The following is a 20,380-nucleotide window of genomic DNA, read 5'->3' as shown; positions in this document are numbered from 1 at the left end:
CCTCGGGTCTGCTGTCATTGTGACTCCGCTCTTTGCTGACGTGGCGTCTTGCCGTAGGTCCGGAGGAACTGCCGGTTGAAGTTGGACAGATTTGAGTAGCCGACGGTCGTCGCAATCGTCGTGATCGGCTTGTCGGTGCTCTTCAGCAGGTGGCAGGCCTGTGTCAGACGCAACTGGCGCACCATGTCGGTGAACCTCTGGCCGCTGCGCGCCTTGAAGTACCGAGAGAATGCCGAGTCGCTCATCGTTGCGATCCTGGCGGCGTCGTGGAGTCGCACGCCGGTGGCGAGGTTCTCGAATATGTAGTCGATCGCGCGGCTCATCGGTTCGGATGGGCCTCCGTCGTCGAGCTGGGGCACCCAGGCTCGTACGACGGGCGTCGCGTCCTCGAGTGACGCCTCGGCGAGGATTCGCAGGAGGTCCAGGGCCCGGACAACCCGCTCCGCGCCCTCGGCGCCGTCTCGGATCGCGAGGAGAGCCTCCGTGGCGCGGGTGCGGGCCGCGCCGTGGAACTCTATCCCTCGGCCCGAGCGCCGGAGGAGAGATTCGAGGACCCGCAGCTCTGGCATCGCCGCCTGGCACGCCCTGATCCAGCCGTCGGTGAAGTGGAGCACGGCGTGGGCGTCCGTCAGGTGCTCGTCGGGTTCCCGGTCGGCGATCCAGGAGTGCGGAAGATTCGGCCCGATCAGCATGAGCTGGCCGGGAACGTAGGAACCGATGGCGTCGCCGAGGACGAAGCGGCCCGATGACCTGAGGATCAGATGCACCTCGTACTCGGGGTGGTAGCTCCACGAGGCGAACGGGTGGGGCTCGTCGTGCACGTAGAACCGGAACGACGAGGTGCCGTCCAGCGTGATCACTTCGCGGGACGCGGGACGACGGAGCTTCGCCTTGGCGATAGCTGCGGTGCTGTTTTCGGACATCTGGCCTATTCCGTCCGGTGTTCTGGTCCCATCTGTCACGACGCCCCCGATCCAGCCGCCGATGCTCGCAAGAAAGTATCAGAACTCGGTTTGCGAAGTCATACCCTGGCCGGCCCGTCCGCTGGAGAGTAGTGCTCGACCCGAGAGACAAGGGACGGGACCAGGGCCGAAAGCCCTGGTGGTGCGAGGGACTGAAGGCGGAGCGGTGGGGACGAGCGCGACGATGCGTCAGGTGCGGGTGGCGGGGCTGAACGACGTGACGGTCGTCGACTCGCCCGTCCCGGAGGCTGGACCAGACCAGGTGCGAGTGGCGGTGACCTATGCGGGCATCTGCGGCTCGGACACGCACGCCATCGCGGGGCATCACCCGTTCCTGCACCCGCCCTACCTGCCCGGGCATGAGCTGTGCGGCGTCGTCGACTGCGTCGGCGCGGGTGTCGACCCCTCTCTCGTCGGCAAGCGGGTCGTCGTCAGGCCGAACGTCGAGTGCGGCGAGTGCGTCAACTGCCGGGCGGGCCGCATCAACGCCTGTCAGCAGCTTGCCTGGATCGGGTGTGACTCCTCGGGCAAGCTTGCCGGTGGCATGGCCGCCTATGTCGTCGCCCCGGGGCGCAACATCATCCCGGTGCCCGACGAGGTCTCGGACCTCGACGCCGCCCTGGTCGAGTGTCTCGCCACGCCCGTTCATGCGGCCCGGATCGCCGGCGACCTGCACGGCGCGAACGTCGTCGTTCTCGGTGCCGGCACCGTGGGGATCCTCTGCGTCGTCGCGGCTCGTGCGGCGGGTGCCGCCACCATCGTCGTCACCGACCTCGAGCCCGCCAAGCGCGAGCGAGCGCTGACGCTCGGTGCCGACGCGGCTGTGGACGCCGCCGACCCGCAGTTCGCCACGGCGGTCCGCCGGGCGTACGAGGGCGGCCACGCGGACGTGGTGTTCGACTGCGTCGCCACGGAGGTGTCGATCCGTCAGGCATTCGACGTGCTGCGGCACGCGGGGACGCTGCTCGTCGTCGGTGTGCCGCCGCGTGCGGGAAACATGCCGCTGCCGGAGGTGCAGGACTGGGAGATGCGCATCCAGGGCTGCGCCAACTACACCGCGGCGGACATGCAGACCGCGATTGCGATCGCCGCGGCCGGGGGACTTCCCAGCGAACAGATCGTCAGCACCGTCTTCCCGGTCGAGGAGGCCGCCGCGGCCTTCGCCGCTGCGGCCAACGGCAGCGAAGGCAAGATCCTGGTGACGCCACGCAGTCATCCCGTAGCGGACCGGGAATAGTGGTCGGCTGCCGTCCACGTGTCACACACCGAGACGGCGGCACCCGACGGCAGCCAGACAGCCCCGGGACCCATCCGTAACCGGCCGTTCCGGGCGCCTGACATCGCTGTCATGACTGGGTGTCCGGACGTGCCGTCCGCAGGTCAAGGCAATATCTCAGTTCAGCATCAACGCTTTTGCCGAGGCAGGTGCTCGGTTACTGTTCCGGCCGTGACACCGTTGTCAATTGAGCGCTCGGGTCCAGTCGTGACGACCAGGGCTGCGCGGACGACGAGACCCGGGGTCAGGGACGTCCGACGGCTTCGGGATTGGTCCGGATTTCGAGGAAGAGGTGGTGGGTAGTGCTCGGCTACGTGATCCGGCGTCTGGTGCTCGCCGTCTTCGTGCTCTGGGGCGTGGCCACCGCGGTCTTCGCCATCGTCCGGCTCGTCCCGGCTGACCCAGCCCTGCTCATCGCCGGCTCTGACGCGTCCCCCGAGCAGCTCGCCACGCTGCGTGAGAAAATGGGCCTCGACGAGTCGATAATCGTGCAGTACGGGAAGTTCCTCGGCGGCGCCATGACCGGCGACTTCGGTGACTCGTTCCAGCAGAGGGTCCCGGCGATGGACCTGATCGCGCAGGTGCTGCCCAACACTGCCCTCCTCGCCGTCCTGGCGTGCGCCCTCGCCCTGGTGCTCAGCTTCCCCCTCGGGCTGCTGGCCTCGCTGCGCGTGAACGGTCTGGTCGACCGGATCGTGACCACCGGGTCGCTGTTCACCCAGGCGCTGCCCAACTTCTGGATCGGCGTCGTACTGCTGCTGGTCTTCTCACGGAAGCTGAAGTGGCTGCCCAGCGTCGGCCTCGACAGCCCGAAGAATCTGATCCTGCCCACGATCGTGCTGGCGCTGCCGTTCGTCTCGGTTCTGACCCGGATGATCCGTAACGGTCTGCTCGAGGTCATGGGCGAGGGCTACATCCAGACCGCGCGGGCGAAGGGCCTGTTGGAACGGACGGTGATCTTCCCGCATGCCATCCGGAACGCCGCGATCCCCGTTGTCACGATCGTGGGCCTGCAGTTCGGCACGCTGCTCGGCGGTGCAGCCGTAACCGAGACCGTCTTCACGTTCCCGGGGATCGGCAGGCTCCTCGTCCTGTCCCTCCAGGGGCGGGACTACAACGTCGCGCAGGCCTGCGTCCTCGTGATCGCAGCCGTCTTTGTGCTCATCAACCTCGTAGTGGACCTGACCTATGGGTTCCTCGACCCACGAGTGAGGCTCGCAAAGTGACCGCCACCGCACCCGCACCCGCCCCCGCCGTCAACGCGACGATGCGGCACGCCCGCCGGGCCCGCCGGGGCGTCACCGTCCGCATCGTCGTGCCGTTGGTCGTCATCGGCCTGATCGTGGTCGGCGCCATCGTGGTTCCACTCGTCTACCACTACGACCCTCTGCACGCGGACCTCCTGGCCCGACTGAAGCCACCGGGGACGGTGACGTCGGATGGCGGCACCGCGATCCTGGGCACCGACCAGATCGGCTCGGACCTCTTCGCGCAGATCATGGCCGGCGCTCGTGTCTCGCTCCTCGTCGGTGTGGCGACACTCGTCATCTCGGGCGTCGTCGGGCTTGCGCTGGGGTTGCTCGCCGGGCACTTTGGTGGCTGGCTCGACGCGGCGCTCATGCGCATCGCGGACGTCCAGCTCGCGTTCCCGTCGATCCTGCTGGCGATCCTCGTCGCCTCGGTGCTCGGCCAGGGCGTCGGGAACATCATCATCGTGTTGTCGATCTCGAACTGGGTCGTGTTCGCCAGAGTGGCCCGCAGCCAGGTCCTCGGGCTGAAGAACCGGGAGTACGTCGAGGCGGCCCGCGCCCTGGGCGCCGGCAACTGGCACCTGATGTTCCGTACGCTGCTGCCGGGCTGCATGGCGCCCGTCATCGTGGTGGCGACCACCCAGTTCGCCCAGGTGATCCTCACCGAGGCGTCACTGTCGTTCCTCGGTGTGGGCGTGCCGCTCGGCACCCCGAGCCTGGGCAGCACCATCTACAACGGCACGCAGTACCTCTCGACCGCCTGGTGGATCTCGACCCTTCCCGGCATCGTGCTGGTCATCCTCATGCTGGCCTTCGGGATCCTCGGCGACGCACTGCGTGACAAGTTCGACCCCAGGCTGCGGAGCGCATGATGACGAAGACACAACCGGGCACCGCCCCGTCCGCCTCGCCCACGGACGCGCCACTGCTGAGCGTGCAGGACCTGACGGTGGAGTTCTCCACCGCGGCGGGTGTGGCCCGCGCGCTCCGCAACGTCAGCTTCGACGTCCGGGCCGGCGAGACGCTCGCCGTCCTCGGCGAGTCCGGCTGCGGCAAGTCGACCATCGCCCAATCGATCATGGCACTGCTGCCGAAGCCCGCCGGCTCGATCGTCGGCGGCAAGATCCTCTACGGCGGACGTGACCTGGCTGCCGAGCGCATCCCCGCGGTGCGTGAGCTGTGCGGCACGGAGATCGCCATGATCTTCCAGGACCCGCTGAGCTCGCTGAACCCGGTGTTCCGCGTGGGCGCCCAGCTCGCGGAGCCGTTCCGGCGCCGCCTCGGGATGGGACGCCGGGAGGCCTGGGCGAAGAGCCTGGAACTCCTCAAGCGCGTCGGCATCCCCGATGCCGAGACCCGGATCCGCGACTACCCACATCAGTTCTCCGGCGGCCAGCGGCAACGGATCATGATTGCGATGGCGCTCGCGCTCAAGCCGAAGTTGCTCATCGCGGACGAGCCGACGACGGCGCTGGACGTCACCATCCAGAAGCAGGTCCTGTCGCTCCTCGCCGACCTCCAGGCAGAGACCGGCATGGCGATGATCCTGATCAGCCACGACCTCGGAGTGGTCGCCGACGTGGCCACCCGCGCGGCCATCATGTACGCCGGTCGGATCGTGGAGACGGGCGCGGTGCGGGACATGTACGACCACCCGGCGCACCCGTACACCAAGGGTCTGCTCGAATCGATCCCGAGCCAGACGAGCATCGGGGGACGGCTGAAGCCCATCGTCGGGTCGCCGCCGAATCTCCTGGACCTGCCGAGCGGTTGCGCCTTCAACCCGCGGTGCCCGTTCGCGACCGACCTGTGCCGGGAGCAGGTGCCGGCACTGCGCACACCGACGACGTGGCCCGCCGGCCACGAGGCGGCGTGCCACCTTTCCGAGGAGGTGCTGACTCATGCCTGAGGCCAAGTCCGCCCCGCTGCTGCGCGTCGCGCACCTGAAGGTCGCCTACCCGATCCGGTCGTCGCTGCTACAGCGTCAGATCAGTGCGAACGTCGCCGTCAGCGACGTGACCTTCGACATCAACCCGGGCGAGACGGTCGGGCTCGTCGGCGAGTCGGGTTCCGGCAAGTCGACGGTCGCGCGCGCGGTGATCGGCCTGGTGAAGCCGGACGATGGCGTGATCGAGTTCGAAGGGCGGAACATCACTGGCTACTCCCGTAAGCAGTTCAAGTCCGTCCGGCGCGAGATGCAGATGGTCTTCCAGGACCCGTACGCCTCGCTGAACCCTCGACTGACGGTCCGCGACCTGATCGCCGAGGGATGGCGGGTGCACCGCGACATCGTGCCGCGCGACCGGTGGACGGCCGAGGCCAAGAAGCTGATGGATCGCGTCGGTCTCAACCCTGACTACTCGGATCGCTATCCCCACCAGTTCTCCGGCGGTCAGCGACAGCGCATCGGGATCGCCCGGGCGCTCGCCCTGCGGCCCAAAGTGATCATCTGCGACGAGCCGGTCTCCGCGCTCGACGTGTCCGTCCAGGCACAGGTGCTGAACCTGCTCGACGACCTGCAGGAAGAACTCGGACTGGCCTACCTCTTTATCTCGCACGACCTGTCCGTCATCGAGCACCTGTGCGACCGCGTACTCGTCCTGCACCACGGCCATGTCGTGGAACAGGGCAACGCGCGCGAGATCTTCGAACGCCCCCGACACGAGTACACCAAGGCACTACTGGCCGCCGTGCCAGTCGTGCGCCCATGGCTGGACCAGGCCGACGAAGGCCGTCACCCCACCGGTGAACCCGCTGCCTGAGTCGGGCAGAAGTAAAGGCATATTTACGAAGGAGAAGCAATGGTGCGCTCCCGTAAGGGACTGGCGGGGCTCGCTGCGGCGGCCACCGCGCTCGCCTTGGCGCTCGCCGGCTGCGGCGGCGGCGGCAGCGGCAGCGGCGACGGTACGTCCGGCACTCGGCTGTCGGACGACCAGCAGAACCTGACGTACGTCCTGAACTATGGATGCACGAGCCTCGACCCCACCGAGAACTTCGACAACTGTCGTATGCAGATGAGCACCAACGTGTTCGACACGCTGGTGACGCTCGACAGCAAGTCACAGCCTCAGCCGAAGCTGGCGAGCTCCTGGAAGTGGACGGACCCGACCACGCTGCAGTTCAAGCTCCGCACCGGGGTGACCTTCAGCGACGGCACGCCGTTCACCTCCGCCGATGTCAAGGCCACCTTCGACCGCTACATCGCCATGAAGTCGGTGCTCGCCACGCAGCTGGCGGTCGTCTCGTCCTACACCGCGGACGACCCGACGACCTTCACCATTCGCACCAGTGCTCCGACCGGCACCCTGCTGGGCGTCCTCTCGATGATCTTCATCGGCCCGGAGGCGCACGTCAACGAAGACAGCTACTGGGCCAAGCCGATCGGCACCGGGCCGTTCGTCATCAGCGATTTCGTCGCGAACGACCACATCACGCTGACCCGGAACGACACCTACTGGGGCACCAAGGCGAACCTCAAGACGCTGACGTTCAAGGTGGTCACCGACACGAACGCCAGGATCACGGCGCTGGCCAACGGTGGGGCGCAGGTGGTCGCCGGCGTGACCAACGATCAGGTCCCGACGGTGCGAGAGATGTCGGACGTGAACTTCTCGCAGCTCCCCAGCTACACGTACACGTTCCTGTGGTTCCAGAACAACCGCGCCCCGTTCAACGACGTCAGGGTGCGTAAGGCCCTGTGGGAAGCGCTCGACCTGCAGAAGATCGTCAAGGCGCTCCTCGGTGAGACGGCGGACCCGATGACCGCGCTCTGCCCGTCCGCGGCCTTCGGCTGCGTGCCGCCCACGAACGCGCCGAAGCACGACCCGGAGAACGCGAAGAAGCTGCTCGCCGAGGCGGGCTACCCGAACGGGTTCAGCACCACCATCGACTACAGCGTCGCGAATACGGGCTACGACCAGATCATCGCGGCGATGATCTCCGACTGGAAGGCCATCGGCGTCACCGTCGCCCCGAAGTCGGACGACCAGGCGACCTTCCTGAAGAACATCGCCAGCCCCGGCGACTTCGACATGATCGTGAACTCGAACCTGACCACCACCGGCGACGCGGACTTCACCCTGAACCGCCTGTACCCGTGCAGCGCGAAGCGCCTCGGCTACTGCAACCCGAAGCTGGACGCGCTGCTGGCCAAGGCCCGCGAGACGACCGACGCGGAGCAGCGCAAGCCGTTGTACCAGCAGATCGCGAACATCCTGGCCGAGGACGTCCCCGGCATCGGGCTGTTCGAGAACAACATCAACGTGGCGGCCAAGAAGACGGTGCAGGGCCTGAACCTCACACCGACGGAGAACTACGACTGGAGCACGGTCTACCTGACCAGTTAGTCCGACCCGGTGGGCGTGGGGGTGATCGAACCCGCCGCCGTCCCCACGCCCACCCGGCTGCAGTCTCGAACTTTCCCGCAGTCAGATTTTGAACGTGGAGCCCCTCGATGCAGAAATTCCTCAGCTACGACCGCGGCCTCGAGCGCTTCAACCCGCTCGCTCGCGTACTCACATACGACGACTTCGATACGGGGTTCAACGGCTGGTTGGACCTGACGCCGAACTACGTCTACGACAACTACGAGTCGTTCCCCAGCGTCGTGGACCTTTCGAGTTGGGCGCCGAACCAGCTCAGCTCAGGGGCGATGCGGTTCGCCTCGTCGCATGGCTCGATGGAGGGCACCTACTCCCTCAAGCTCACGACGGCACCGACCGGACGGGCACACACCGAACCGCCGGCGCCGGGCTCGATGGGGCACGCCATCAAGCGGCTCTCGAGCTTCGGCAACCCGAAGCTGATCCAGATCGAGGCCTGGTACTCGTACACACCCGTACAGGACCGCGAGGGCAAGGGAGAGGAGGACATCCGCGCGATCGGCTTCTTCTTCGACGTGCAGGATCCCGAGTACCGGTACATGCCGGGCGTGCGTTACGTGAACTCGCTCGGCGGCCAACCCGTCAAGAAGTGGCAGTTCTACCAGGTGGGCCAGGATGTGACGCCAGAGGACTGGAACTTCGGTGTCGCCGACGGCTGGTGCGTCCCCGGGATCGACAACCAGTGGTACGGCCGGAGGTTCGCCGACGGCTCCGGCGACGGGTACCAGTGGGTGCCGGGGGGCGAGCAGGACCTGCTCTACAACGAGAGCCCCGACAAGATCAACTGGCTCTACCTGCGGTTGACGGTGGACGTCGAGAAGCGCGAGTACGTCGAACTGCAGAGCATGGACCAGGTCTTCGATCTTCGCGGAATCTCGCCCACCCTCGTGCCGGGCTACAAGTCGATCGACAACCTCATCAACCCTGTTTTCTTCGTCGAGACCGACACGAACCGCTCCGTCAATCTCTACATCGACTCCGTCGTGTACTCGACCGAGTGATGCTGGGTCCGGACCGCCACCTCTGAGAGACAAGAAAAAATGCAGACAACCAATACATCGGTTCTCGCCCGGCGGGTGAGGATCTCCGACGATTTCGCGACGCTTGCCTACGAGGCAGGTTGGGCGACCGAAGCGGTGTTCTTCGTCCAGGCCGAGGGCGACCATCCCGACCTCACTGTCGCGGTCGAGGTTTCGCCGGACGGCGTCAACTGGATCCGCCGGGCGGACGCGACACTCGCTGCCTCGCAGTCGCTTGTGGACGTGCCCGTGGCGTTGTTCGGCAACTGGTTGCGGGTCGTTGTCGCTGGTGCGACGAGCGAGCAGCCCGCGCGGGTGCTCGTTCACGTGAATCTGAAGGGCTGAGCAGGTGTGGAACATGGCGGCGTCGCCGCCATGTTCCACACCGCATCAATGGAGCGCAAAGTGTTCATCACTGAACCATCCCGGGATGTTCCGGTCGTCGGCAGCTTTGACGTCGTCGTGTGCGGCGGCGGCCCCGCGGGCCTCACCGCCGCCGTGGCGGCGGCGCGCAACGGAGCCAGGACGCTGCTGATCGAGCGGTACGGCTTCGTCGGCGGCATGTCGACCAGCGCGCTGGTCACGCCGATCAGCGAGTTCCGCCACAACGGCAAGCAACACATCGGCGGCATCCCCTTCGAACTCATGAGGACGGCGGCCGAGCTCGGAGGTGCCGAAGTCTCGCGCGACAGCGGGAACTACCCGGCCAACGACGAGATCCTGAAGCTCGCGGCGCAGCGCATCCTGCTCGACAGCGGCGTGACGTTGCTCTACCACTCCTGGGTGTCCGACTGCGTCACGGACGACGGTCGCGTCACCCACGTCATCGTGCAGAACAAGGCGGGGCGGGTCGCCTACGAGGGCAAGGTCGTCATCGACTGCACTGGTGACGCCGATATCGTGCGGGCGGCTGGCTTCGAGACCGTCAAGGGTGACGTGCTGCAGCCCGCCTCCCTGTGGTTCCAGCTCGGTGGCGTGGACACCGACGCGCTGTCCCCGCTCTTCGGGGACGCCGTCAACGGCGTCCTGCCGGTCTCCGACGTGATCCGTGGCAGACTCGCCGAGCTCAATGCGCAGGGAAAGATCCCAGTCTTCGGTGGCCCGTGGATCAACGGGTTCTTCCACGACGGCATGGTCAGCATCAACCTGTTGCGGGAGGCCACCGACGCCAGTGACCCCGAGTGGTTCACCCGCACCGAATGCAGCCTTCGCGAGGGCCTGCACTTGATCATCGAGGTCATGCGCGAGAACTTCCCGGAGTTCAAGGACTGCTGGCTGGCGAAGTCGGGCATCCAGACGGGCGTGCGCGAGACCTATCACATCGTCGGCGACTACACGCTCACGAGGGACGATGTTCTCAACCCCAAGGCGTTCCCCGACACGATCGCCAAGGGCGCGCATGTCATCGACATCCACGAGAACGACAGCATCGACCAGAACGAGCTCGTGCTCCCCAGGCTGGAGTACAACGTTCCCCTCAGGTGTCTCGTGCCACGGGGCAGCATCAACCTCGTCACCGCTGGGCGTTGTCTGTCCGCCGATGGGCCCGGATTCGGCTCGGTGCGCGTGATGGCGACCTGCATGGCGATGGGGCAGGGGGCCGGCACTGCGGCGGCCCTCGCTGTCGAGAAGGGCTACAGCATGTCGGACGTGGACTTCGGCGTGCTCCGGGAGCGGCTCATGGACCAGGGTGCGATCGTCGACTTCGACAACGTGAACCAGGAAGTGGTGTAGCGGTGAAGCGTCTGGGGAGGGCCGGGCTGGGCTTGCTGCCGGACAACGTCGCCGTGCCGCAGTACGGCGACAAGGACGTACAGGTCGGGATCGTGCACTTCGGGGTGGGCAACTTCCACCGAGCGCACCAGGCGATGTATCTCGACCGGCTGATGAACGTCGGGCTGGCCCGGGACTGGGCGATCTGCGGGGTGGGCCTGCTGGAGCGCGACGTGCAGATGCGCGACGCCCTGCTGGAGCAGGACGGTCTCTACACCCTGACCCTGCGCCACCCCGACGGGACCGACGAGATCTCGGTCATCGGCTCGATCCCCCGCTTCCTGTACGCCCCGGAGCAGCCCGAAGCTGTGCTGGCACAGCTGGTCTGCCCCGACGTGCGGATCGTCTCGCTGACCATCACCGAAGGCGGGTACGTCGCCGACCCGATCAACGGCAGGAACCCCGAGGACGACCCGCTCGTCGCGGCGGAGGTCGCCAGCGGTCTGACGCAGCCGCGCACCGCGTTCGGCTGGATCGTCGCGGCGCTGCGCGAACGGCGGGCCCGGGGCATCGCCCCGTTCACGGTGCTGTCCTGCGACAACATCCCCGGCAACGGGGGGGTGTGCCGGCTGTCCGTGGAAGGCGTCGCGCGCCTGGTCGACCCGCAGTTGGCGGAGTGGATCGCCGCCGAGGTCGCCTTCCCCTCCACGATGGTCGACCGCATCACCCCGGCCACCGCGCCGGCCGACCTCGACCGCGTCCGGGAGATGCTCGGGGTCGAGGACGCGTGGCCGGTGGCCAGCGAACCGTTCACCCAGTGGGTCGTCGAGGACCACTTTCCGACCGGGCGCCCGCCCCTGGAGCAGGTCGGCGTCACCCTCACCGCCGACGTCGAGCCGTACGAGGCGATCAAGCTGCGGCTGCTCAACGGCGCGCACCAGGCGATGGCCTACCTTGGGCAGCTGGCCGGCTTCACCTATGTGGACGAGGCCTGCGCCGACCCGCGGTTCGCCGGCTGGCTGCGTGCGTACATCGAGCGCGAGGGGGTGCCGACCCTCACCGTGCCTGACGGCTTCGACCTGCCCGGCTACATCGAGCAGCTCTTCGAACGTTTCGGCAACCCCCAGGTGCGCGACCCGCTCGCGCGGCTGTCCGTGGACACCTCCAACCGGATCCCCAAGTTCCTGCTGCCCGTCGTGGCGGACCGGCTCGCCGCCGGTTCGTCCTGCCCGGTCGGCGCGGCCGTGCTCGCGGCCTGGCGAGCCGGGTGCCGGCTGGCGGCGCAGGGGCGCTTCACCCTCGACGACGCGGCCGCCACGTCGCTGGTCGCCGCCGCCGGCGGCGACCAGCGCGACTTCCTCACGCAGGTTCCCACCCTCGCCCCGTTCGCCGCGAACCCCGGTTTCGTCGCCGCCTTCGAACGCGCCGCCGACCTCCTCGATCGCGGCGGCCCGGACGCGCTGATCGACGGCATCAAGTAAGGCGGTTGTCATGCATACAGTTATCTCGTTCGAGCGCGGGCTCAGCAGGTTCAAGCCCCTTGAGAACGTCGTCGTCTACGACGACTTCGACCTCGGCTTCAACGGCTGGCTCGACCTGACGCCCAACTTCGTCGGTCCCGGGTTCCACCAACAGCAGTCGCGACTCGACCTCGGCTCCTGGGGCCCGGCCCAACTCAGTGCCGCACCGATGCGCTTCGCCGCCTCGCACGGCTCCATGGAGGGCACGTACTCGCTGAAGCTCCCCACCCGGGCGGCTGCCGGCCCGTACGAGCAGCCCCCGATCAGCGGCAGCATGAGCACGGTGATCAAGCGGCTGTCGCTGAGTGACCCGGAAGCGCGGTACGTGCAACTCGAGGCGTGGTACAGCTACAGCCCGCACCAGGACCGCGAGGGCCTCGGCGAGGAGGACATCCGCGCCTTCGGGATGTGGTTCGACATCCAGGACGGGGAGCACCGCTGGCAGCCCGGGGTCCGGTACGTGAATTCCGTCAACGGTGAGCTGGTCAAACAGTGGCAGTACTGGCAGGTCGCCGACGGCGTGACCAGGCAGCAGTGGACCGGGCTGGAAGACGGGTGGGAGCAGGTCGGGATCGACGCCCTCTGGAGCGGTCGTCGCTACAGCGACGGCTCCGCCGACGGCTTCCAGTGGATTCCGGGCGGCGCGCAGCAACTCGTCTACAACGAGAGCCCCGACAAGCTGAACTGGATGTACATGCGGCTGACCGTTGACGTCGTCGCTCGCGAGTATGTCGAGTTTCAGAGCGTCGACAAGGTCTTCGACCTGCGCGGGCTCAAGGCCACCCTGTCGCCCAAGTACGCCGGCATCACCCAGCTCATCAATCCCGTGTTCTACATCGAGGCGGGAGCGGACCGGATCGTGAACATGTACCTCGACTCGGTCGTGTACTCGACCGGTGCCACTCTTCCCGCGAAGCGAGGAGCGATCTGATGCTCACCTCCGCCACCACGCTCGTCGAGCGACGCACGGTGCTCACCGGCGACTTCGGGACGCATCCCTACGAGGCGGGGTGGGCCACCGAGGCGCTGTTCTACGTGCGGACCGAGGGGCCCCATCCCACGCTGACCATCCAAGCGCAGGTCTCACCCGACGGCGTGGACTGGCTGGACCGCGGTGCGCGGCTGACCATGCCAAGCGACCGCTCGCTGATCGACGTGGAGCTGTACGGATTCGGCACGTGGATCCGCCTCTTCATCACCGGGTCCACGCCCGAGCAGCCGACGACTCTGCTGGCGCATCTGGCGCTCAAGGGCTGACCGGCTCGTCCGGAGCAGGATCGAGGCGTGCGACGCGACTGGCCGCTGGCCTCCATTCCGCCGCGTCTGGCAACGGTGTCAGCGAACCCGGGCTTGCCACGCCTGAGGCCTCCGCCGCTACTATGCACTGGCGCGGCCGGGGATCGATGTTGTGATTCCATGAGTGAATCTATTAGGAGACAGGCATCGATGTCAGAGCGACTCGAGGCGCCCCGCTACGCGACGATGCGCGACGTTGCGGCGCTGGCGGGCGTCGGCGTAAAAACGGTGTCGCGAGTGCTCAACGACGAGCCGAACGTTTCCGATCAACTGAAGGAACGCGTCAATCGCGCGGCCGCCGCCCTCAACTATGAGCTCAACGTCTACGCCGGAGGCCTGCGGCGCTCGGGCGCGCGCACCAATGCGATCGGGCTGATGCTGGAGAGCGTCGACAATCCGTTCTCCGCCGCGATTCATCGAGGCGTCGAGACCGTGATGCGCCGACACTCGATCGTCGTGCTCGCGGAGAGCTTCGACGAGGACCCGGGCCGGGAGCGAACCGTCGTCAAGGACTTCCTTCAGCGGCGCGTCGACGGCCTCATCCTCACCACCGTCTCCCGCGACCAGGCGTACCTCTCGGCCGAAGCCGCCCGTGGCACGTCGATCGTCTTCGTCGACCGCCCAGCCGTGTCCGTCGCGTTCGACTCGGTCGTCTCCTGCAACTTCGACGGTGCGCTCATCGCGACCCGCCACGTGCTGCAGCACGGCCACCGGCGACTCGCTTTCATAGGCGGCAACCAGCAGGTCTGGACGCTGCGCGAACGGCGGCGCGGCTATCTCGAGGAGCTCGACCGCTGGAACATCGAATGCCCGCCGGCCCACGACGTCACGGGCCTGCTCGGCGAGGAAGAGGCACGGCTCGCGGCGCACGCCATGCTCGACGCCCCTGAGCCGCCGACGGCGATCTTCCCGACGCAGAATCGCTTGGTGGTCGGCGTCGTGCGTGCGCTGCATGAGCGTGGCGTTCAGCACCGTGTGGCCATGGTCGGGTTCGACGATGTCGAGCTTTTCGACCTGCTTGATCCGGGCGTGACCGTCGTTGCCCAGAACCCACATCGCCTGGGCGAGCTCGCGGCCGAGCGCCTACTCGCGCGAATGGCACGCGAGCCGCTCGAACTGGAGACGCTCAGGGTCCCGACGAGGCTCGTCAAGCGCGGATCGGGGGAGATACCGGGCCCCCACGCCGCCGACGCGGTGAACATACCTCGCCCCATGGGAAAGGCAGGCCGACCGAGGAATTTGTCAGGTTAACGGCCCTGTCGTCGTGACGCGCGGCGCGAGGTGAGTACGTGTGCGGATGGCAGGCGCGGCCGGGGCGACCAGACTTTCTTCCCATGCGAACGCGAATCATGATCGCCCTGGCCGCGACCGGCCTGGGTGGGCTGATGGCCACCACCGGTTGCTCGTTTGAGGAGAGCATCTGTGCCGGCGGTGAGTATCCGGCCATAGCGGTGGGCGCGCAGGGCGGCAGCGCCTGCTTCCCGGACGGGCAGGAGCCGACCCCGCCGTACGTCCGCTATCCGGAGGGCAAGGTCCCGCAGCACGTCGACGACGAGTGGGACGTCTACTGGCGCAGCCACGGCATCGACGAGAACAACAACATCATCGAGACCTGAGCCGCCCACCCGGAGAATCGTCGCCCGGACCGGGCCGGCGCGCCCTCTCGCCGTCCGGCGGGACGGATCGGCGAGGTGGCGCACCGGCCGGTCTGCCGTGCTATGCGCGGACGGTCACCGGTGCGCTGGTGGCGCGGCCGTCGGCGTGGCCCGCCTTCACCGCGACCACGGTCACGGTGACCGCCTTGTTGCGCATCGCGGCCGTCAGCTTCAGCGTCTTCGTCGTCGTGCCGGACAGCACCCCGCCCACCCGCCACTCGTAGCGGTACGAGTCGGCGGACGGCGTCCAGGTGCCGGTGGTCGCCTGCACGGTCTGGCCGACCCGTGCCGTACCGGTGATGGTCGGCTTCACCGTGGCCTGCGGCGCCGCGCCCTTGGCGACCGGCACGGTGGCCTTCGACGTCGCCTGCGCCGGCGAGTAGCCGGGCTTGGTCGCGGTGACCGTCACGGTCAGCCGCTTGCCCAGCCGGGACGCCGGGACCACGTACGTCGAGCCGGTCGCCCCGCTGATCGCGGTGCCGTTGGCCGCCCACTGGTAGGTGTACGCCGTGGCGGCCGGACTCCACTGCCCGGTCGAGGCGCGGACCGTTGCCCCCACGGCCACCGTGCCGGTGATGGTCGGCGGGGTCACCGACCGGATGGCCTGTGAACCGGTGATCGAGAAGGCGTCGGCGAGCGACACCGCATCGCTCCAGTCGTTGGGCCGCACCGAGACGGACGCCTTGCCCACGGCGGCGGACGTCAGGTCCACCTCGACGGTGAGGGTCCGGTGGTCGGCGGAGACGCTCCGCACCGTCGCGGTCAGCGCCGCGCCACCCGTCGGGGTGACCGTGACCTGGTCCTCCTGGTGGAATCCGGTGCCGGTGACGGTGATCGTGCGCACGCCGCCGGCCGCGACCGACGCCGGCGTCACCGACGTCACGGCGAGCGGGTCGGGTGCCACGTAGAAGGAATAGGAGGTCTGCAACGACTCGACGCCTTCCGCCGTCAGGCTCCTCACGTAGAGCGTGTGGTAGCCGGAGTCCGGCGGCGTCCAGGTGATCGTCGCCGTGCCGTCCGCCGCCGCCGCGACGGTGTCCTCGGCACCGGAGACCCGGTACGCGTACTTCACCGCGCCGGGCTGCCGCGGTTTGAAGGTGAAGGTGCCCGGCGCGATCCTGCCGGAGCCCGACGAGGGGAAGTCGGTGGAGACGACCACCGGGGAGTCGGTGACCGACCAGGAGGCGCCGCCCTCGCCCGTCCGCACGCCGGCCGCGTTCCGGGCGACCACGGTGACGTCGGTGTAGCCGCGCTTGGTGAGCGTGTACTGGAACGTCACCGTGCCGTCGGCGGCGGCCGGCAGCACCTGCCGGGTGGCGGGGTCGTGGTTGAGGAGCACCTCGTACTCCGCGACGTTCGCCATCTCGGTGCGTGCCGTGAAGGTGGCCGTCGACCCCAGCACGTCGCCGCCGCTGCGGGTCACGTACGGGCTGGCGTCGTGTACCGAGATTGAGATGAACCGGGGCTCCGACAGGGTGTCGTCGGCGCTGCGGCTCTGCACCAGTAGTGCCCGCGTGTTCATGTTTTCGTTGGTGGCGGTCCAGGTCAGGTCCGCGGTGCCGTCCGCGCCGGCCGGCAGGACGGTCTTCTGGTCGGGCTCGTTCCCGTTGTAGTCGCGTCGCCAGTAGAGGTAGGACTCGACGTGGGGCATGCGTGGGGCCAGGTGGAACCGGAGGGACGACCCGATGATGACGCTCCGGTCGACGTCGCCGGTGACCCTGGGCGCGTTGTCGACGACGAACGTGTAGGCCCGCTCCGGGTGCGTCGCGCCGTCGCTGGTGACGCTGCGCACGTACATGGTCTGCCGGCCGGCCCGGGTCGGGGCGATCATCGCGGTGGCCTTGCCGTCGGCGTCGGCCGCGACCGAGCCGGACGGGCCGTCGCCGTCGATGCGCCAGGCGAACGACTCCGTGCCCGGGACGTTGGTGGTGAACTCGAACGCTCCGGGTACGCCGACGCCGTAGTCCAGGTTGGTGGTCCAGTCCGGATACGCGGCGGAGAAGACGGCGGGCCGCGTCTCCCGTACCCAGAACTCGTAGACCGCCTGTTCGGACCAGTTCCCGGCGCGGTCGACGGCGTACACGGTCACCGAGTGGTAGCTGGCGCCCTTCGGCGTCCAGGCGACGGTCGCCGGGCCGCCGAGAATCGTCGCCGGCACCGTCGAGTATTCGTCGCCGCCACCGGCCTCCCCTGAGTAGAACCGGTAGCGGTAGCTCACGGTGTCGTCGGAGGTCGAGGTGAAGATGAAGTCCCCAGCAGCGCCGACCTCACCGCCGGCGTTCTCCGAGCCTCCGGACGGGTACTTCGTCGAGGCGACGGCTGGTGCCGGACCGCCGGTGCGGTCGAGCGTGAAGTAGCAGGTGTCGCTCCACGGCGACGTGGCCGCACCGTCGAGGACGCGGACCCGCCACGCGTACGTGACGCCGTCGAGCTGGCGGGCGGGGTCCTCGAGCTGGATGTAGACCCGGTTGTTGCGCTGGTCGACCCCGTCGCGCCACTGCTGCGGCTCGTCCGGCCTGGTGACGTCCCACACCTGGAAGTCGGCCTGCGGGTCGGCGCTCTGGGGCGGATCGGTCCAGGAGCCCTGGAGCACCACGGCGTGGGCGTCGTTGAGACGGCTCGGGCTCAGGTAGGGCCCGGGCGCCTGCGTGGCGCACGCCTGGCCGGCGGTGGTCAGTTCGGTCGGCCCGCCGACATCAGCGGCGGCCGGGGCGGCGTTCGCGCCGACCACCGTCCCGCAGCAGATCGCAAAGGCCATGGCAGTTGACAAAAAGCGCCGAGAAGCGCGCGCGTGGGCACGCATGCCGGTCCTCCCCGTGATGATGGCGGGCAACATGACGAGCGCCCGTGGAGGAAGGATCGCACGGGCGGCTGCATCGACGAGACCCGCTTTTTCGATCAGGGACGGTCAGACGGCACCGGTGGCCGATCGGCCCAGCCGCCGGCCGTCGAGGGTCAGCGGCCGATTATGCGAGAGCACGGGGCCAGGAACGGTGCCCTGACAGCCGCCGACGGGGGTGAGTGTTTCCAAGCACGATTCTGTCGCGCTGGACGTATCCGCTTCCGCCGTCGATCTCGCGCAGACTTCAACGCGGTTCCGCGAGCGGGCGCGGTTCCCTGGGCGCCGCCCGAGCTGTTCCGTGACGCCCCGCGTGCGTCGGCGTCCACCGAGGAAGAGGGGCTTCGACGGTGGACGCCGACGCGGCGTGGCGTCAGGCGACGACGATGACCGTCTTGCCGAGCAGCTTGCCGTTGCTCGCATCCTGGTGGACTGCCGGCAGTTCCTCCAGCGGCCGGCGGTCGGCGATGTGCAGCTTGAGTACGCCGTTGTCGACACGGGAGACGAGGTCGGCCAGGTGGGAGGCATCGGGGCCGACCCACACGCCCGCCGTGCGTACCGAGCGTGCCTCGTCGGCCGGCACCGGGCCGGCGGAGCTGACGACGATGCCGCCGTCGGCCACGTAGGGGGTCAGTTTCGCGAGGTCCTCGGGAGCCAGGCGTACGTGGTTCACCACCACGTCGAAGGGGCCACCGACGGCGGCCGGGCCTGCGTCGAGGACCAGCGGGCCGACGACCTTCTCCACGCCGTAGCCGTTCAGGCGGTTGGCGTGCTGGGGGCCGTCGACGGCGGTCACCTTCGCGCCGGCTTCGACGGCGAGTTGGACCACGATGCTTCCCACCGCGCCGCCTGCTCCGTTGACGAGAACGGTTTGGCCGGCCTTGATCCCGGCGAGCTCGACGGCCGCCTGGCGAGCGGCCAGCCCGGTCAGGGGTAGTGATGCGGCGTCGGTCAGAGTGATGGTGCGGGGAGCGGCGGTCACCAGGTCGGCCGCCACGACCGCGTACTCGGCGGCTCCGCCGTGCTCGTCGAGCGGGAACATGGCGATGATCGGGTCGCCGATCTGTAGTCCGGTGACTCCGTCGCCGAGCCCGGCGACGGTGCCGGCGACGTCGAGGCCGGGGGTGATTGGCAGCGGGGTGGGGATCATCCCGGCGAGGACACCCAGCCGGATGTGGTCGTCGACGGGGTTGAACGAGGTGGCCGTCACCTTCACCAGCACCTGGCCGGCGCCGGGGACCGGCCGCTCCACCTCCTCCTGGCGCAGGACTTCGGTGCTGCCGAACTCGTGGTAGCGAATAGCCTTCACGGCACTCTCCTCATGGTTTTCGTGGTGTCGGATCCGTGGCGAACGGGGGGAATCTCCGGATCGGTGGTCGCCACCTCCACCTGTCCGTGCTTTGAGCGGCGCGCGCGCCGCTCAGCTCAGCTGCACCGACCGGGATCTCTTCAGGGTGAGACGCCGGATCGCCTTCGCACTTGCCTGGGCAACTGCAAACGAGTGTGTCGGACTTGCCTGGGCAAGTCAAGGTGCACGGCATCACAGAGCTCGGCCGGGTCAGTGCTCGCTCCTGAACAGGAAGACATCTCTAGGTGTCAGGTTGCCCAGTCAAGTAAGCTGCGCGCCATGACCGGCGACCCCCATTGGCTCGACGACGAGCAGCAGAAGGTATGGCAGGACCTGCTCACCGTGGTCATCGCGCTGCCCGCGCTGCTGGACCGTCAGTTGCAGCGGGACGAGGGCATCTCGAACTTCGAGTACAGCGTGATGGCCCGGCTGTCCATGACCGAGACGGGCACGATGAGGCTCAGCGACCTGGCCGCGCAGTGCAACAGCACGCAACCACGGCTGTCCAAGCTGATGGTCCGGTTCGAGCAGCAGGGATGGGTCACCCGGTGCCCTGACCCGGACAACGGCCGGTACACCCTTGCGGCCCTGACCGACGCGGGACTGCAAAAGGTTGAGCACAGCGCCCCGGCTCATGTCGAGCGGGTCAGGCAACTGGTGTTTGACCCGCTCAGCGCTGCACAGCAACGCCATCTCGGTGCCGCGCTCGCCCGCATCGCCGCTCCGGTACGCGAGCAATTCGACGGCCGGTGAGCGACGCCTACCCGGCTGGGCTCGAACACCTCAGCCGGGTCTCCGGGGTTTCGGCCCAGTGACGGTGACAGAAGCATGGCGGTGCGGACCCGTTCGACAGGCTCCCAAGGCTCATTGAGCAGGCCGACACCTTCGGCGTCGGGGTCGACGGGGCCGAGGGACAGTTCCAGCGGCGGCAGGCCGGCACACCGCCGTCAGGCTTCGGTGACGATCGCTTGGATGGTCGAGCTGGCCCGCGCCGGTCACGTCCGCGCTGGTGGTGTAGGAGACGGCCATCGCGGGATCCGGTTTGATGCTATGCGGCGATCGGGGCCGGGGCGGTGTGCTCGACGTCGTGTTGGTCTGGTTCGACGATGACGAGGCGGGC

General features: G+C 68.2%; 18 protein-coding genes. 15 read left to right on the top strand and 3 right to left on the bottom strand.

Features of this window, described 5'->3' with window-relative positions; genetic code table 11:
- Positions 1 to 14: 14 nt before the first annotated feature.
- Positions 15 to 923, bottom strand: coding sequence for an AraC family transcriptional regulator (locus GVV04_RS31485; protein ID WP_161692647.1), 909 nt, complete (start codon positions 921 to 923; stop codon positions 15 to 17).
- Here GVV04_RS31485 and GVV04_RS31480 point away from each other — a divergent pair.
- The 14 genes from GVV04_RS31480 to GVV04_RS31415 all read left to right on the top strand — a co-directional run bounded on the left by GVV04_RS31480 (position 907) and on the right by GVV04_RS31415 (position 15,034).
- Entirely contained in the window at positions 907 to 2,199 is a 1,293-nt protein-coding gene (locus GVV04_RS31480) for a zinc-dependent alcohol dehydrogenase (RefSeq protein ID WP_161692646.1), read from the top strand. The genes GVV04_RS31485 and GVV04_RS31480 overlap by 17 nt on opposite strands.
- Positions 2,200 to 2,540: 341 nt before the next feature.
- Positions 2,541 to 3,464: an ABC transporter permease gene (locus tag GVV04_RS31475; protein ID WP_161692645.1), complete on the top strand. Its 924-nt coding sequence runs from the start codon at positions 2,541 to 2,543 to the stop codon at positions 3,462 to 3,464.
- A complete protein-coding gene (locus GVV04_RS33740) occupies positions 3,461 to 4,360 on the top strand; it encodes an ABC transporter permease (RefSeq protein ID WP_201754461.1) in 900 nt (299 codons plus the stop codon). Before GVV04_RS31475 ends, GVV04_RS33740 begins: the two co-directional genes overlap by 4 nt.
- Positions 4,357 to 5,397 carry an ABC transporter ATP-binding protein gene (locus GVV04_RS31465; RefSeq protein WP_161692644.1) on the top strand — a complete coding sequence of 347 codons (1,041 nt, stop codon included), beginning with the start codon at positions 4,357 to 4,359 and terminating at the stop codon, positions 5,395 to 5,397. Before GVV04_RS33740 ends, GVV04_RS31465 begins: the two co-directional genes overlap by 4 nt.
- The gene (locus GVV04_RS31460; protein WP_161692643.1) at positions 5,390 to 6,250 is read left to right on the top strand and encodes an ABC transporter ATP-binding protein; all 861 of its coding nucleotides are present in this window, start codon (positions 5,390 to 5,392) and stop codon (positions 6,248 to 6,250) included. Before GVV04_RS31465 ends, GVV04_RS31460 begins: the two co-directional genes overlap by 8 nt.
- Before the next feature lie 39 nt (positions 6,251 to 6,289).
- Positions 6,290 to 7,834 carry an ABC transporter substrate-binding protein gene (locus GVV04_RS31455; RefSeq protein WP_161692642.1) on the top strand — a complete coding sequence of 515 codons (1,545 nt, stop codon included), beginning with the start codon at positions 6,290 to 6,292 and terminating at the stop codon, positions 7,832 to 7,834.
- A gap of 107 nt (positions 7,835 to 7,941) precedes the next feature.
- Complete coding sequence (locus GVV04_RS31450) at positions 7,942 to 8,871, top strand: DUF6772 family protein (protein WP_161692641.1); 930 nt, start codon at positions 7,942 to 7,944, stop codon at positions 8,869 to 8,871.
- 39 nt (positions 8,872 to 8,910) lie between these two features.
- Positions 8,911 to 9,234 (top strand): DUF6385 domain-containing protein, encoded by a 324-nt coding sequence (locus tag GVV04_RS31445; RefSeq protein WP_161692640.1) that lies wholly within the window; start codon positions 8,911 to 8,913, stop codon positions 9,232 to 9,234.
- Between the two features lie 60 nt (positions 9,235 to 9,294).
- The gene (locus tag GVV04_RS31440) at positions 9,295 to 10,623 is read left to right on the top strand and encodes an FAD-dependent oxidoreductase (protein WP_161692639.1); all 1,329 of its coding nucleotides are present in this window, start codon (positions 9,295 to 9,297) and stop codon (positions 10,621 to 10,623) included.
- Positions 10,624 to 10,625: 2 nt separating this feature from the next.
- A complete protein-coding gene (locus GVV04_RS31435; RefSeq protein ID WP_201754460.1) occupies positions 10,626 to 12,083 on the top strand; it encodes a mannitol dehydrogenase family protein in 1,458 nt (485 codons plus the stop codon).
- A gap of 10 nt (positions 12,084 to 12,093) precedes the next feature.
- Positions 12,094 to 13,053 (top strand): DUF6772 family protein, encoded by a 960-nt coding sequence (locus GVV04_RS31430; protein WP_161692638.1) that lies wholly within the window; start codon positions 12,094 to 12,096, stop codon positions 13,051 to 13,053.
- A complete protein-coding gene (locus GVV04_RS31425) occupies positions 13,053 to 13,379 on the top strand; it encodes a DUF6385 domain-containing protein (protein WP_161692637.1) in 327 nt (108 codons plus the stop codon). Before GVV04_RS31430 ends, GVV04_RS31425 begins: the two co-directional genes overlap by 1 nt.
- A gap of 189 nt (positions 13,380 to 13,568) precedes the next feature.
- Positions 13,569 to 14,669 carry a LacI family DNA-binding transcriptional regulator gene (locus GVV04_RS31420; RefSeq protein ID WP_201754459.1) on the top strand — a complete coding sequence of 367 codons (1,101 nt, stop codon included), beginning with the start codon at positions 13,569 to 13,571 and terminating at the stop codon, positions 14,667 to 14,669.
- An 83-nt stretch (positions 14,670 to 14,752) separates the two neighbouring features.
- Positions 14,753 to 15,034: an SCO0607 family lipoprotein gene (locus GVV04_RS31415; protein WP_161692636.1), complete on the top strand. Its 282-nt coding sequence runs from the start codon at positions 14,753 to 14,755 to the stop codon at positions 15,032 to 15,034.
- 100 nt (positions 15,035 to 15,134) lie between these two features.
- Here the strand turns inward: GVV04_RS31415 and GVV04_RS31410 are convergent, their stop codons facing one another.
- Together GVV04_RS31410 and GVV04_RS31405 are read right to left on the bottom strand one after the other, a co-directional pair.
- Positions 15,135 to 17,831, bottom strand: coding sequence for an IPT/TIG domain-containing protein (locus GVV04_RS31410; RefSeq protein WP_161692635.1), 2,697 nt, complete (start codon positions 17,829 to 17,831; stop codon positions 15,135 to 15,137).
- A 454-nt stretch (positions 17,832 to 18,285) separates the two neighbouring features.
- On the bottom strand, positions 18,286 to 19,221 hold the full coding sequence (locus GVV04_RS31405; RefSeq protein ID WP_161692634.1) for an NADP-dependent oxidoreductase: 936 nt from the start codon (positions 19,219 to 19,221) through the stop codon (positions 18,286 to 18,288).
- 318 nt (positions 19,222 to 19,539) lie between these two features.
- On the opposite strand from GVV04_RS31405, the gene GVV04_RS31400 reads away from it, so the two are divergent.
- Positions 19,540 to 20,013: a MarR family winged helix-turn-helix transcriptional regulator gene (locus GVV04_RS31400; protein WP_161692633.1), complete on the top strand. Its 474-nt coding sequence runs from the start codon at positions 19,540 to 19,542 to the stop codon at positions 20,011 to 20,013.
- The last annotated feature ends 367 nt before the right edge of the window (positions 20,014 to 20,380 follow it).

Origin of the sequence: Micromonospora rubida (assembly GCF_009908295.1) — a bacterium.
Taxonomy (GTDB): Bacteria; Actinomycetota; Actinomycetes; order Mycobacteriales; family Micromonosporaceae; genus Micromonospora; species Micromonospora rubida.
Note: the sequence above shows the minus strand (reverse complement) of the source record. Positions and strands in the feature narration are given on the sequence as shown.

Coding starts and splice junctions, on each gene's coding strand:
- GVV04_RS31485 (WP_161692647.1), bottom strand. CDS start 923: ATGTCCGAAAACAGCACCGCAGCTATCGCCAAGGCGAAGCTCCGTCGT.
- GVV04_RS31465 (WP_161692644.1), top strand. CDS start 4,357: ATGATGACGAAGACACAACCGGGCACCGCCCCGTCCGCCTCGCCCACG.
- GVV04_RS31460 (WP_161692643.1), top strand. CDS start 5,390: ATGCCTGAGGCCAAGTCCGCCCCGCTGCTGCGCGTCGCGCACCTGAAG.
- GVV04_RS31455 (WP_161692642.1), top strand. CDS start 6,290: ATGGTGCGCTCCCGTAAGGGACTGGCGGGGCTCGCTGCGGCGGCCACC.
- GVV04_RS31450 (WP_161692641.1), top strand. CDS start 7,942: ATGCAGAAATTCCTCAGCTACGACCGCGGCCTCGAGCGCTTCAACCCG.
- GVV04_RS31445 (WP_161692640.1), top strand. CDS start 8,911: ATGCAGACAACCAATACATCGGTTCTCGCCCGGCGGGTGAGGATCTCC.
- GVV04_RS31430 (WP_161692638.1), top strand. CDS start 12,094: ATGCATACAGTTATCTCGTTCGAGCGCGGGCTCAGCAGGTTCAAGCCC.
- GVV04_RS31425 (WP_161692637.1), top strand. CDS start 13,053: ATGCTCACCTCCGCCACCACGCTCGTCGAGCGACGCACGGTGCTCACC.
- GVV04_RS31420 (WP_201754459.1), top strand. CDS start 13,569: ATGTCAGAGCGACTCGAGGCGCCCCGCTACGCGACGATGCGCGACGTT.
- GVV04_RS31415 (WP_161692636.1), top strand. CDS start 14,753: ATGCGAACGCGAATCATGATCGCCCTGGCCGCGACCGGCCTGGGTGGG.
- GVV04_RS31410 (WP_161692635.1), bottom strand. CDS start 17,831: ATGGCCTTTGCGATCTGCTGCGGGACGGTGGTCGGCGCGAACGCCGCC.
- GVV04_RS31400 (WP_161692633.1), top strand. CDS start 19,540: ATGACCGGCGACCCCCATTGGCTCGACGACGAGCAGCAGAAGGTATGG.